Source organism: Methylosinus sp. KRF6 (genome assembly GCF_018887255.1).
GTDB classification, from domain to species: Bacteria; Pseudomonadota; Alphaproteobacteria; order Rhizobiales; family Beijerinckiaceae; genus Methylosinus; species Methylosinus sporium.
In genome coordinates this window covers 1-14,896 of the sequence record NZ_JAHLJF010000007.1, presented here as the reverse complement: position 1 = coordinate 14,896, position 14,896 = coordinate 1, and the positions used below count along the sequence as shown (strand labels likewise).

Annotated in this window: 6 protein-coding genes; 2 read left to right on the top strand and 4 right to left on the bottom strand. The window is 59.7% G+C overall.

All coding sequences use genetic code 11. The annotated features are described in order from the left end of the window. Positions 1–306: 306 nt before the first annotated feature. On the bottom strand, positions 307–468 hold the full coding sequence (locus KP010_RS21125; RefSeq protein WP_216281632.1) for a hypothetical protein: 162 nt from the start codon (positions 466–468) through the stop codon (positions 307–309). Positions 469–1,854: 1,386 nt separating this feature from the next. On the opposite strand from KP010_RS21125, the gene KP010_RS21120 reads away from it, so the two are divergent. After that, the gene (locus tag KP010_RS21120) at positions 1,855–7,638 is read left to right on the top strand and encodes a DUF4214 domain-containing protein (protein ID WP_216281631.1); all 5,784 of its coding nucleotides are present in this window, start codon (positions 1,855–1,857) and stop codon (positions 7,636–7,638) included. Between the two features lie 112 nt (positions 7,639–7,750). Here the strand turns inward: KP010_RS21120 and KP010_RS21115 are convergent, their stop codons facing one another. The 3 genes from KP010_RS21115 to KP010_RS21105 all read right to left on the bottom strand — a co-directional run bounded on the left by KP010_RS21115 (position 7,751) and on the right by KP010_RS21105 (position 12,888). After that, positions 7,751–9,106 carry a TolC family outer membrane protein gene (locus KP010_RS21115; RefSeq protein ID WP_253203961.1) on the bottom strand — a complete coding sequence of 452 codons (1,356 nt, stop codon included), beginning with the start codon at positions 9,104–9,106 and terminating at the stop codon, positions 7,751–7,753. A gap of 168 nt (positions 9,107–9,274) precedes the next feature. Next, complete coding sequence (locus tag KP010_RS21110) at positions 9,275–10,729, bottom strand: HlyD family type I secretion periplasmic adaptor subunit (RefSeq protein WP_216281627.1); 1,455 nt, start codon at positions 10,727–10,729, stop codon at positions 9,275–9,277. After that, complete coding sequence (locus KP010_RS21105) at positions 10,726–12,888, bottom strand: peptidase domain-containing ABC transporter (protein WP_216281625.1); 2,163 nt, start codon at positions 12,886–12,888, stop codon at positions 10,726–10,728. The genes KP010_RS21110 and KP010_RS21105 overlap by 4 nt, the downstream gene beginning before the upstream one ends. A gap of 740 nt (positions 12,889–13,628) precedes the next feature. Here KP010_RS21105 and KP010_RS21100 point away from each other — a divergent pair. Further along, complete coding sequence (locus KP010_RS21100) at positions 13,629–14,630, top strand: glycosyltransferase family 2 protein (RefSeq protein WP_216281623.1); 1,002 nt, start codon at positions 13,629–13,631, stop codon at positions 14,628–14,630. The last annotated feature ends 266 nt before the right edge of the window (positions 14,631–14,896 follow it).

Sequence of the window (14,896 nt, the reverse complement as noted above, 5' to 3'; positions counted from 1 at the left end):
CGCCGCGCGGCCCAGCCAGTCCGCAGCCGCCCGGCGGCCCCAAGCCCGCGCCGCAAGCGCCAAAGCCGCCGCCTGCTTCCTCAACGCCGAGACAAGAGCGGGGGGGCTACTACCTCCGGATGTTGTTCAGGCACATAGGACAAATCTTTACATTTGTCGCGCCTGGTGAAAGTCAGAAGCGGGGCTGGCGACGACATAGTCGTTTGTATTATAAAGGATATTATCATATATAGTAGAGCGTGCACCAGCATGAAGGTGCGAAGGGGTTTTCAAAAAAGGCGCGTCACCTGTGGAAGCAGGCGAACCTCAGGAGCGGCTGTCGTCGTCGCGGTCATAGGTCGTCCACTCGATCGAACAAAAGCGCTCGCGCCGACAATAGCGGTGACGAGGCCGCGCAACCTTCAAGGCCAGGATCAGTGAAACGACGCCGATCGCGAAGCTCAGCCAGTCCCGAATGTCGTTGAACATGTCGGGCAGAGCGTCCTATCGGAGCCAAAGAGAACCCGCCTATCGGCGGGCGTGATTGCGGCCAAGGGCCGACTCTAAATCATGCTTGACGACATGAACGGGACTGTTATCATTCAAGCTTAAGGAATTGTGAATTCGCTCACCCAAAAAGCGATTTCTCACAGCAATTCGAAGTTGAGAATTTGGCATGCTTAAATTCGTTTAAAATGATCACCATGAGTAACAATGGCTATTTGGAACCTCCAGTCGAGTGACATAATCTTTAAAGGAGAGCAAGTATGAACGACGCGTCGAAAATTGTGCTTAGTCTTGCCGCTATAATTTGCGCCGCGTCAGGAATATACGTGATGAATGCTCGACTTGCGATACAAAAATGCAGCGGAGACAAGCAATTGCTATATAGCACTTTCTTTGTCTTCGCACGGTATTTGCCGTTTTTTAACGTAAAAATTCAGGCTAGGGAATACCACATATCTGTCCATGATGCGGAAATTTTGGCAAAATTTTCAAGACTCGCTTTTGCCGAGTGCGCTATTATAGGAGTTGCTGGCATCTATATTACGTCTTACATCACGTCACACCAGAACTAGCTTCTACTAGTCTACTTTCTAACTAGGGCACCTATCGGCAACTAAATAAATTAAAGAGGGCGTCATGGACGGGTATAAAGCATATGGATTTTCCGTATCGTGGCCCAGCGGTTCGCTTCAAATTGGCTGGGTTTGGGATTCCGCTCATCCTTCTACTTTTTTTACCGGCGTCTCGGAAGGCGCTCAATGGTCTTATGGTTTGCCATTTGGAGGATTTGGGGCTTTTGGGAAAGATGGGACTACGGTAAGTGATTTTATGGGTAGAGGCTATTCTGTTGGCGGAACTGCCGGTGTAGGCGCCGGACTATTATTTAATAGTGATGGAGAGGCAACTGGCGTAATGACAGGCTTATTTCCTAATGTTGGAGTTGATCTAGGATCCGCGACAGCGACGGGGGCTCCATTTAGTACGTATTATAGCGGCAATAAAGATGTCAGGGTTGCGAACCCTGACGGGAGTGTCACAGTTTATCCAAATGCCGTTTACGGCGGCAATAATACTATTATTAGCAAGGGGAAGACGGTCCCTGCGGGAAAAGTAAGTCTCGGCCCTCTTATCCAACGCAGCGAGCCGCGTCAGACAATAACTCCTTGTTTCGCCGCGGGTACGCCGATCCAGACCCCATTCGGCGGTATACCCATTGAACGAATCGTCGTTGGTGATTTTGTTTTGGCTTTCAATCCGATCGACGGCGTTATCTCTCCCCGCCGCGTCGTGCGGCTTTTCGAAAACGTTTCTCAGGAATGGCTAATCCTGCGTAGTGATCGCTGCAATGGCGCTCCGCTCGAACTCACCGTGACCCCCGGCCATCTTTTTTATACTCCAGACGGTGGCTTCCGCCGCATCGACGAGATCATGGCGGGCGACGGCAAGATCGTTCTCGCCGACGGCACCGTGATCGAGGTCACGGCCGAGCGCGTAGTCTATTCGGAAGAGACCGCGCATCTATATGAACAGGCTGAGCGCATCGTCTATGCCACCGAAGGCGGCCTTGCGCTGGCGCCGCGGATCGAGCACGGCTGGAGGACTTACAATTTCGAGGTCGAAGAACTTCACACCTACATCGCCGGCGGAGTTAGGGTACACAACGATTGCGACACTCTCGGCGAAATCGCCACGGACATCGGTTCTTTCTTCGACGATCTAGGCAACGAACTTTCCTCGCTGTTCGACGACATCGGCGCCGGTCTGGACAACTTCTTCTCGGGCTTCAACGATTCCGGCCTGTTCTCGGATTTCTCTCTCGATTTCGGCGACTTTGGATTCGGTGATTTTGGTTTCGGCGACTTCGGCGCCAGCTTCGATCAGGCTTCCTGGCAGCAACAGGCTGATTGGGATTGGCAGTTCTGGGACGACTGGTGGAGCGCCTGGCCCGTCATCCTCGATCTCGACGGCAACGGGATCAAGATCGATCCGCTGACCTCGTCGAACACCTATTTCGACATGGCGGGCGACGGCTATCAGCATCGCACCGCCTGGGCCGGCGCCGGCGACGCCGTGCTCGCCTTCGACGCCAATAATGACGGCGTGATCAATCAGAAGAACGAGATCGTCTTCACCGAATGGGACCCAACGGCGACCTCCGACATGCAGGCGCTGCTCGATGTGTTCGACACCAACCACAATGGCAAGCTCGACGCCGGCGACGCGCAGTTCGCGCAATTCAAGCTCGTCGTCACCAACGCCGATGGAAGCAAGACGCTCCAGACCCTGGTGCAGGCCGGAATCGCATCGATCGATCTGAAGGAGGACAATTACGCCCAGACCTTCGTCGACGGCTCGTCGATCGACGGTCAGACGATTTTTACCCGCACCAATGGAGCGACGGGAATCGCAGCGAGCGTCTCGCTCGTCTATGACGCCACGGGCCACGCGCTGCAGACGACCACCAGCACGGCTCCGAATGGCGCGGTGACTGTCGACAACAAGGCCTATGCTGCCGACGGCCGGCTCGCGAGTGAGACCATTTCCGTCACCTCGGCGGACGGAAGCTCCCGCACGCTCTCTCAGGACGTCGACGGAGATGGCGTCATCGACCTCGTCCAGTCGCAGCAGACGGTCGTCAACGGCGACGGCTCGAAGACGGTGACGTTGACCGATGCGACCGCGGGCGGCGTCAATCTCGACAGGATCGTCACCACGACCAGCGCCGACGGCAGATCGACCACCATCCAGCGCGATATGGATGCGAATGGCGTCTTCGAGCAGACGGAGACGCTGGTCACCGAGGCGGACGGGTCCAAGACGAACATCGTCTCCAATTTCGGCGACGATGGAACCTTGATCAGCAAATCGAGCTACATCACCAGCGCGGACGGCCTGACGCGGACCGACAGGACCGACGAGAATGGGGATAATGTCTGGGACACGACCTCGACCGACGCGTCCGTCGTGAACTGGGACGGAAGCCGAACCGAAACGGTGACGGTCACGAACGCCAACGGGTCCCTGCGCGCGTCCACGACGATTCAGACGAGCGCGGACGGACGCACGAGAACGAAACTGGCCGACATCGACGGCAATGGGACGATCGATCTGAAGACGGCCGAGGTCGTCACCACCAACGCCGATGGGTCCTATTGGACGACGACGACCGAGCGCAACGGCGACGACACGCTGCGAAACCAGGCGAAGACACTGCTGTCGGCGGACAATCTCTCGAAGACGACCTATGTCGACGTGAATGGAGACGGCTATTGGGAGCGCGTAACAACGGATGTGACCGTCGTCGCGCCGGATGGAACCCGGACCGAGACGACCACCGACCTGAATGCCGACGGCTCCGTGCGGGCTCGAACGATCGTCGTCAAAGGAGCCGATGGTCGCTCTCGAACGATTCAGTTCGATCAGAACGGCGACGGCGTGTTCGACACAGTCGAGACGATCGTCGTGGCGGCCAATGGGTCGAGCGTCGATACGATTTCGAACTATACTCCGAGGAACGGCCTGATCGACAAGACTGTGGTGACGACCAGCGCCGATGGCCTCACGCGCGTCACGCAGGTCGACGCCGACGCCAATGGATCGTGGGACACCACCACGACCGAAACGACCCTCAAGAATGGAGACGGATCGTCGACCAAAACGACGATGCTCACCAATTCCAACGGCTCCATTCGCGAAAATTCGGTCGTCACGACGAGCGCCAACGGACTGACGGTCACGACGCAAGCGGATCTCGATGGAAATGGCGCCTATGACCTGACGACGACGGACGCGCGCAGCGTCGCGGCCGACAACAGCCATGTCGAGACCGTCAGCCGCAACAATGGCAATGGTTCCTTGCGCGATCAGACGATTACGTCGGTGAGCGCGGATCGACGCAGCACGACGATCAACCACGATATCGACGGCAATGGCGCAAACGATCAGACGGAGACCATTCAAATTCAGTCGAACGGCGCCACAATCGACACGACCTCGAATTTCAGCTCCGACGGCGGCGTCAAGAATCAGCGAACGACCACGGAGAGCGCGGACGGCCTCTCCAACGAGACCGACTTCAGCGAATTGGTGACGCACTACAATTGGATTTGGGTAGGATATTGGATTCCGATCCCCTATCAGTCCCTCGACGTGGTGAAGACCGTGACCGATGTCACAGTCCTGAACGGCGACGGCAGCAGGGTCGGAACCTATACCCAGTATAATGGCTCGACGTCCGGTAGTATTCGCGAGCAGATTGTCACGACCGTCAGCGCCAATGGCCTCTCCATCTCCAAACAATGGACAGGATCCAACAGCGGCGCAAGCATCAATCTGGCGTCGAGCGACGTCACGACTTATAATTCGGATGGTTCGACGACACGGGTCGTGATCGATCAGTCGACCGACCCTGGGATGATGTTTTTGTACGGATCGAACGCGCCCATCCTGATCGACAAGGCCGTAACCACGGTCGACGATTCGAATTTGGCGACGACCTATCAGCTCGACGTCAATGGCGACGGAACCTACGATACGATTGACGTTTCTACCGTCACGGTGGACGGCGCCGCCGCGGACACGCTGACCGCCAAGAATCTCGATGGCTCGCTGCGCCGGAAGGAGGCCACGACCGTCAGCTGGGACGCGCTGAGACAAAATCTAGCGCGCGATGCCAATGGCGATGGCGTTTATGAGCATTTCGAGAATAGTGGCCAAGAGGCGAGCGGCGCATCGGGCGGCGTCATATGGGAAACCAATTCCAGCGGCGCGCTGAAGGATAGAATTGTCACGCTCGACAGCGCTAACGGTCTGACGGCATTGAAGGCGATCGATGCGAACGGCGATCGCTCCGTCGATTGGTCCCGATCGAGCGTCGAGCGTCTCAATGCGGACGGGAGCCATACCGTCACAACGTCGGATTTCAACTCGAATGGCACACTGCGAGCCCGCATCGTCACGACAGTCAGCGCCAACGGCTTGTCGAAGACATCGCAGATCGATTTGAATGGTCTCGGCTCCGCTATCGAGACAGAGACCGACCTGACGACGCTGAATGCGGACGGCAGCGTGACGCGCGAGGTCGCCGATTTCTACGCAGGGGGAGCCCTGAAAGGAAAATCGGTCCTCACCACGAGCGCCAACGGCAAGTCCGCGACCACGACGATCGATATCGATGGAGACAATGTCACCGACAAGACCGTCTCGGTGACGGAGGGCGCCGATGGCGTCAAAGTCTCGACGATCACGTTCAAGGACGGTTCGACCGCGACGACCACGACGAGCTTCGACGGCCTGACGACGACAATGAACACGTCGGCCGGAATTACTCAGAATAGGACGGAGCTGGGCGACGGAACCGGGAGCTATAATTGGAGCTCGAAAGACTCCTATGGCAACACCATCGGCTCCTCCTCCCATACGATCGATGAGAATAAGGTCGATACATATGCCTACTCGAGCTCGAACGCTTCCGGGACGATCCGGATCGAGTCCGACGCTTTGGGTCAATATCTCGATTTGGCGATGCGATTGTACGACGCCGCCTTCGATCGCGACATGCTGGTCGACGAAAAGGAGCTGATCGGCAAATACATCAATTCGTCGACGGATGCGTTGAATTCGACGCAGCTGGCGAACGATCTCATGAACGCGACGGAGTTTTCCACCCGCTATGGCGGACTGTCGAATTTGCAGTTCGTCGAACGCGTTTTCGAAAATGCGCTCGGCCGCGCTCCTTCTGTCGCCGAGCTCACCGGCTATCTCGGTCAATTGAACGCCGGAGCGCTCAGCCGCGCCGACGTGATGTTGCAGATTTCCGAAAGCGCGGAGCATGTGCTTGTCGGAAACGTTCATGCAACGACGAATAATTCTGTTCAGTCGATGGCGTCCTTGGCGTCGGACCATATCGTCGATCAGCAGCTCGCCAAGGACATGGTCACGCGAGTATATCAAACGGCTTTCGGACGCGACCCGACCGCCACCGAACTTTCGGACGGCTATCAGGCGATCGTCGGCGGAGGCGCCAATGAGGCGGGACTGGCGAACAATATCGTCTCGGTTCAATGGGTATGGTGGCCTTATTTCTGGAATCCGAGCATTTTCGACCAGACCTATGGGGCCTTGTCGAACACGGACTTCGTTACCCGAATCTATCTGAATTCCTTGGGACGAAACCCGACCGCGACGGAAAGCTCCGATTGGGTGTCGATGCTCGATAATAATAGCGTGAGCCGCGGCGACATGATCTACGCGCTCGCCGAAAGCGCCGATCATCTGGCCTATATAGGCTCCCAGGCGGGCCAAGCGATCGCCGCTTCCTACCAGGCATTGAATTTCGCGGAGAATGCGATCGTTCGTGTTACGGGAAGCGGAAACACGATCAACGCCGGGAGCGGCGATGTCCTGACGATCGGCGGCAATGGCGCATGGGGCGCCAACAATGTCGTCAATATTTCGAATGGCTCAGCGAGCCTGCTCGCCGATGCCCATATGGATATCGTCGGTTCACGCAATGTCGTTACCGCGGACGTGGGCAGCAATATGGGAATATTTGGCGACGACAATATCGTCTCCGCGAAGGCCGATGGCCTCTGGGTGGGAGGATCTGGAACGATCGTCAACGGCTCGAACAATACAGTCACCGTCTTTGCAGGAGTGGATGCGAACATTGTCGGCGACGCCAATACGGTCTATGGCGAGACGGGAGCGAAAATCACGCTTTCGACGAATGGGCAGAACGGTTCCGGCGACGTCGTGAACATGTCCGACGGCTCGCTCGTCATGAGCGGCGGCGCGAAGGCCACGCTCAACGGCTCCGGCAATACGGTCACTTTCGAATTTGGCGACGCTCTGACGCTCACCGGAAGCAATAACAAAGTCGTGTTCGGAGCCGGCAACGACTCCGTCGACGATACGGGCTCCTTCGAGACGTTCATTTTCGAAGCGAATTTCGGCCAGGATCAGATTTCCGGTTTCGACGGCAGCGATCGGATGCAGATCGACAGCTCGATCTTCGCCGATTGGGCGCATCTCATCGGAGCGACGCAGCAGGTCGGAGCGGATACGGTGATCACGGCGAGCGCGGCGGATGCGATCACATTGAAAAACGTCGCGGTTTCGAGCCTCAATCAGAACCAGTTCCAATTTGCCTGATGGTTCTCGACCTCCTGGGCGTGTCGGCGACACGCCCAGGAGAAACGCCGCCGACATCGAATTTCCGTGTAATCCGGGACTTTTGACACGAAAGCGGCGAACACGCTCTGCGCTATTTTTCTCCCGGACCGTCCAGCCCGAACCATTTGCCGCGACTCTCTTCGAGATGCGGGACGGGGTCATAGATCGTCGTCTCCAGCCGCAGGCGCTCGGCCGATAGGCGACCGAGCGCGGCCAGGGCGGCATAGGCGGCGACGATGCGGTCGCGTTGGGCCGTCACCAGATCGACGCGCGCATTGAGCAGCGCCTGCTGGGCGTTGAGCACGTCGAGCGTCGTGCGCTGACCCAATTGCGCCTCGTCACGCACACCCTTCAACGCTACTTCCGCCGCCTTTGCCGCGACCCGCCCCGCGGCGATCGAGCCGATCGCAGTCTTCAGCTGGCTGAAGCTCGCTACGACGGCGGCGCGCGCCGCATCGCGCTGCATGTCAGCGTTGAAACGCGCCTGACGCAATTGTGCCTTGGCCTGGCGGATCGACGCATATTCGACCCCGCCCTGATAAATCGGCACGTTCAGCGCGCCGCTAACCTGTGCAGTGAACTGTCGTGTGCCCGGGATGCCGAAGAAGGATTCATATTGCTGATTGACTTGCAGGTTCGCCGAGACGGTCGGGAGGAGGGCCCCTTCGCCGACTTTCACCGCCGACTCGGCGGCGTCGACCTGATGCTGCGCCCCAACGATACTCGGATGCTCGGCGAGCGCAATTACGATCGCCTCGCTCGAAGATTTCGGTAGCAGATGCTCGATCGTCGCCGCGGGCTCTAAATGATGCGGCTCGACGCCGATCACCTGACGGAAATTGGCGGCGCTGGCCTCCAGCCCTGCCTGAGCGGAATTCAGCTCCATCTCCGCATGGGCTAGCGCGGCTTGCGCCTGCGCCACGTCGGTCGGACTCAGTTCGCCGAGATCCTGCCTATGCCGCGTCACGCGCAATTGCTCTTTTAGAACGGCAATATTGTTCCGGCGCAGATCGAGAACGGCTGTGTCGCGCAACACATTCATATAGGCGGTCGCGCCGTTCTGGAGTGTCGTCTGTTCTGTGAGCCGCATCGTCTCTCGCGCGGCGAATACGCCGGACTCGGCTTGGCGGACAGAATTATCCGTGCGCCATCCATCGAACAGCGGCTGCGACAGCGCGAAGGCCGCGGCGCGCGGCTCGCCGATCGTCTGCTCTATGCTGTAGAGCCGCTCGTTGGAACTGTTGCGACCCGCCGGCTGGCGCAGCCGATTGAATTGCGGTCCGCCGTTGACGGAGGCGTTGAGCTTCGGCCGCATGCCGCCCGCCGCTTTCACGACATCCTCATCGCGCACCCAGACATTGGCGCGTTGCTGATTGAGGTCTGGATTGCCAGCATAGGCCTTGGCCAGCGCCGACTCTATTGTTTCCGCCCGAGCGGGGCAGCTCATGAGCGAGCCGATCAGAGCCGCGCCGAGCGAGAGAGCTCGGCCGGAGCGAATTCCACGCACAGAAACACCCGACGCCACGCGTCGGACCAAATTTCGAAACGCCATCACGCAACGCTCTCGATATTAGCCGCACTCGACGAAGACACCGTTGGAGTCGACGCCTCCTCGTCATCTCTCACGCAATGCCCGCGACGCAGTCTCGACCAGCGGCGAGAACAAATATTCGAGAATGCGCCGCTTGCCGGTCCTGATTTCGACCGACACGGACATTCCCGGCGAGAGGAGCACGTCTACGCCATCCACGCTCATGAACCGCCTCTCGGGAGCCACCGTCACAGGAAACACCAGATTCTGAACGCGCTGCGCGCCGCCGAAATAGCTCGTCTTCTGCGACTTCGCCGGATTGGCTTCGGCCGCCTGCGCGTCCGGCTCGGGTATCGCGTCGCGCGCTACGCGCGTGACGACGCCGTCGAGAGAGCCGTAGCGCGTGAAAGGAAAAGACTCGATCTTGATCACCGCCTTTTGACCCGCCTGGATGAAGCCGACGTCCTTGTTCTCCGCATAGCATTCGATCTCGAGGCCGGCGTCGTCCGGGACGATGCGCATGAGCTCCTCGCCCGGCGAGACAACCTGGTGCTTCGATGTGATGGAGAGGCCGAGGACCGTGCCGGCGATCGGACTGATGAGTGTCATATGATCGGTCTTCGCATGGGCCTTCGAGGCCTTCTGCTCGAGATCGTCGACCTGACGCCCGGCTTCCGCGAATTTCTGGGCATTGTCGGCAATGAAGCTCTCGAACGCCTTCTCGCGCTCCTTATTGAGAACATCGACATTGGCGCGCGCCTCGAGGAGCTGGCCCTTCTGCGTCGCCAGCGCCGTCTGCTGATTCTGGAGCGTCTCCTGCGCATCGAGCAGGCCCGCCGGCGCGATCGCCTTGCGCGCGACCAGCGCCGCGCGCATGTCCACGCGCTTCCTCAACGTCTCGACGAGAAGCTCCTGCGCGACGATCGTATTCTCGAGGCGCTTTTCTTCGGCATGCTTCTCGACGATCTGAGCCTCGAAGCTCTGCGCCGAGGATCGCAATTGCGACAAATCGCCCTCGAGAACTCTCTGCTCGCGTCGGCGCGTGTCGATCGGAATATCGTCAGGCCAGTCGATCCTTTGCGCCTGCGCGACCTCGCGTCGCTCCGCAGCGGCGATAGCGGCCTTGCGCCGCAGCCATTCGGCGCGAAAGGCGGTGAGCGCCGCCTTTGACGATGTCTCATCCGCCGCGGCCTCGGTCGGATCGAGCTCGACCAGAATGTCTCCAGCCGCGACATGCCGCCCGTTCTCTGCGAGGACGACGGCGACCTTGCCGATCTCTAGAGACTGCACGGTCTTCACGCGACCGGACGGCTGGATTTTTCCTTGGGCCGTCGCCAATATATCGATTTCGCCGAAATAGCTCCAACCGATCGCGAAAGCCGCCAGTAGGCAGATGCTCCACAACAGGCCGATCTGGATCGGCGAAGGCGGCGTCTCCAGAATGGCGAGCGCCGCCGGGAGGAATTCCTGATCGGAGCGCGTCATGCGCTGTCGAACCGCGTCTCTCTGCTTGTCGGCGAAGCGGCTCCAGATCGTCATCCCGCCCTCGTCAGATCGTTCTGCAACGCCCAGAGATGCGCATAGACGCCCTTCTTTGCGAGCAGCTCGTCATGCGTTCCGACCTCGACGATACGCCCCTCATGCATGCCGATGATCTTATTGCAGGGACGCACCGCCTGAAGCCGATGCGCGATGATGATGACGGTGCGGCCTTTGACGATCTCGAACATGTTCTTCTGGATCACGCGCTCGCTCTCGTAGTCGAGCGCGCTGGTCGCCTCGTCGAAGATGAGGATCGGCGGATTCATCGCGAGCGCGCGGGCTATGGCGATGCGCTGCCGCTGGCCGCCCGAAAGATTGGCTCCGCGCTCCTCGATCACCGTATCATAGCCGCGCGGCAGCTTGCCGACGAACTCGTCGGCGCCGGCGAGCCGCGCCACGGCCATCACCTGCGCGCGCGCCATGGAGGGGTTGGAGAGGGCGATATTGTCGTGGATCGAGCGGTTGAACAGAAGATTTTCCTGCAGCACGACGCCGATCTGCGCGCGCAGCCAAGCCGGGCTCACCTGGGAGAGATCGACGCCATCGACCAGCACCTGTCCCTCCTCAGGCAGATAGAAGCGCTGAATGAGCTTGGTGAGCGTCGATTTTCCCGAGCCCGAGCGTCCGACGACGCCGACGACCTCGCCCGGCCGGATCGACAGCGAGACATTCTTGAGCGCCTCTGGCGCGCCGGGCCGATAGCGAAAGGCGACATTGCGCAGCTCGATCGCGCCCTTGGCCCGCGGTAGATGGCCGTGCGCGACATTCAGCGGCTCCGTCGGCATGTTGAGAATGTCGCCGAGCCGGTCGATGGAAATCTGCACCTGCTGGAAGTCCTGCCAGATCTGCGACAGCCGCAGGATCGGCTGGGCGACCTGTCCCGAGATCATGTTGAAGGCGACCAGCTCTCCGACCGACAGTTCGCCGTCTATCACCGCCTTGGCGCCGAACAGCAGCAGCGCCGCGCTGGTCAGCTTGCTCACATATTGAATCGCGCTCTGCCCGCCCGCGCCGACCAGCCCCGCGTCGAAAGAGCAGGAGACATAGGCAGCGAGCTTCTCCTCCCATTGCGCCTGCATGGTCGGCTCGACGGCCGACGCCTTGATGGTCTGCACGCCGACGATCGCTTCGACCAGCATCTGCTGGCTTTCGGCTCCGCGATTGAACTTCTCCTTTATCAGCTCGCGAAGCGCCGGCCGGACCAGCTGCGCAATGAGGAGGTAGAGCGGGATTGAGATCAGAACGATCAGCGTCAGCTTCCAGGAATAGGCGAAGAGGACGATGATGAAGACAATGGTGAAGAAGATATCGAGCGCCGAGAACAGGCCCTGCCCGGTCAGAAAGGAGCGGATGGTCTCGAGCTCGCGCACGCGCGCCACGGTCTGTCCGGCCGAACGGGTCTCAAAGTAGCTCATCGGCAAGCGGAAGAGATGAAAGAACAGGCGTCGCCCGAGCTCGACGTCGATCCTGTTGGTCGTGTGCGACAGCGCATAGCTGCGCAGATATTGCAGGACGACGTCGAACAGGCCGATGACGGCGAGGCCGCCGACGAGGACGAAGAGCGTGTCGTAGCCCTTGTGGCTGAGCACCTTGTCGATCACCACCTGGAAGAACAGCGGCGTCACGAGCGCGAATATCTGCACCATGAAAGAGGCGGCGATCACATGCGCGAGCGGACGCCGGTAGCGCCAGATCGACGGCAGGAACCATTTGAAGCCGAAAGTCTGGGGATCGACGCCGGCGCCACCGAGCTTGCGGGAGACGAGGATCGCCTCGCCACCCATCTCCTCGACCAGACGCTCGAGCGGCAGCTCGCGATCGATCCGAGTGACCGGATCGACGAGCCGATAGTTGCCGGAGGGGAGCCGTCCGCCGAGCACATGGAAGGAGCCGTCGTGCATTCGGGCGATCGACGGCGCCGGTAGAGCGCCGATGCGGTTCTTGTCGGGATCGGCGATGATGCGCGCCTTCAGGCCGATCAGAAGGGCCGCGCGCACGATATCCCGAGAACTCACCGGCCCGTCGCGCAAAGCCAGTTCTCGGCGAATATGCGCCGGATCCGCCACGATCCGGTAATAGGCGGCGACGCCGCATAGGGCCGAAAGGCCGGAGTCGACGCTGACGGCTGCGGCCCCAGGCCGGAGAGTCTCGTTCATGGACGCTGCAGTCGCATCGAAACGCCGAATCCTGTTCTATCCGCGCCGGACGCGACGCAAGGGAGCAACGCCGACACTTTGATCGAACGCCCACTCGGACAGACCGCGATGAGGCGATGCGAGGACTCCATCGATTGCATCAGAGTAGAAGCAACCGGATGCGCCAGCGCGGAAGCGCCGAGGCGTCTAGAAGGTCGCCAGAGATGTCAGGAAGGCAAGTCATTCTTGCTCAATCGAAAGCGGTGGGAATTATTTAATCGCGATATATTTCGTGACACGACACGACTTCCTCGCGGCCGACGCCGACATGCGAGCCGGACCCAGCGTATTTCTACTGCCCTACTCGAGGCGCCGTTTCAAGCTGTTTTTCGTCGCCGGTTACGAATGTCACGTGCAGGTTTGTCACCACGGGTGAGACCCGATCGAGCGGGGGTAGCGAGTAATGCGAATTTTGCGAATTCCGCCGTTCGGCGGTTCGACGTTTGTTTTCGGCGTGGGCTGGAATCTACGTCGAGCGCTCGGCTTTCGTGATCTCATAGAAATGATGGCCCCCTATTTCTGGCCCACCGAACGCCGAAGCTTGGCGCGAGCTGCCTCCACCCAGTGCGACCGGAACCGCGCGGGCTGGACAACGTATGACGGACTTGTGAATGTCGGAAGCCCGGGACCATGGGGGTTGTCGGGTCTGACCGGAGGCGCCTTCGAGGCGAAAGCGAGTTGCAAGGGACACGATTTATCCTATGAACGAGCCGAGGATTTTCATACCCACACGCGACAGCGAAAAGTGGATTTCCGAATTTCTAGATGCTTATCGGCGCGCCGGCGTCGAGCCTCTCTACGTCGTGGACGATCGCAGCTGCGACAGGACGCTTTCCATCTTGCGCGACAAAGGAGCCGAGGTCGTCGAATTCCGACCGTCCGCCGATTTCGCAGAGGCGGGGATGGTCGAGTTCGGCGCGAGGCGTGCGGGAACGCGTTGGGTATTGCGCCTCGACGACGACGAATTTCCGTCGCAAGCTCTCCTGCATTGGATGAAGGATACGGCGAATCTCGCCGGCTACGCGGCTTGGTCGATTTCTCGCAGAGAATTGAGCTGGCGCAACGACGCGCTCGTTTATTCGCAGTGGCCGACCCGCATCGATATTGCCGACGGCGTTCATTTCAATGGCCAGCTTCGCCTCTGGGAGGCAAGCGGCGTCTCCTACATAGAAAAGATCCACAGCTGTGGAATCGAGCCTCCATCAACATTTGGTCGTGCGCCTGCCGGCATATGCTTCGCACACTTCAATAATTTGCTGCGTAGCCTGCCCGAGAGGCTGGAGAAGGTGCGGCGTTACGCGGCGTGGGATCAATCTCTCGCTTGGCGTCTCGCCGATGAAAGTCTGCCCGAATTGACCGATTCGGCGCTCCATTCCTTCAACTCGGAAGGCGTCGAAGAGTTCGAGGCTCTGGCTCTCCGGACACGGGCTTCGGACGCCTTCTCCGACGGATGCCTTACCCTCGAAGAGCAGCGCCTGCTTGCTGTCGAATCGCAGCGCTGGATGGGCGAAGTCATTCGAGCCGCACAAGGGACGGTCGCACGACATCGCGCAGAAGCCGCGGCGTTACGTGCCGCCGTTCCGCTGCTCGGCCCAGCAATTCGAGTCATCGCGGAATGCTACTGCACCGCCGGCCGACTGAGCGGATCTACTGCACTCCAGAGCAGAGGCGCGGCATTGTGGAATTTGTCACGGGAGCGCTAGGAGAACGACGCGCATTTTTGTTGCGAGCATCCTCGTTCGAGAGGTTCGGGCCGCAGGTTTGACCTTGCCGCGGCGTCGCGCTCGGGAGCGGGGCAGTGTACCGGACCGGCGTGAAGCCAGTCCAATCGACCAGCGCAAATTCCGACGCCTGAATTCGATTTTCGGGGGGCGTTCAGCCATGTAATACGAATGACAAGCCCGGTTTTCCTGGTGTCGATTGGCAGTTCAATCAAGGACTCGGGGCGATGGGTCCGATTGGTGGCATT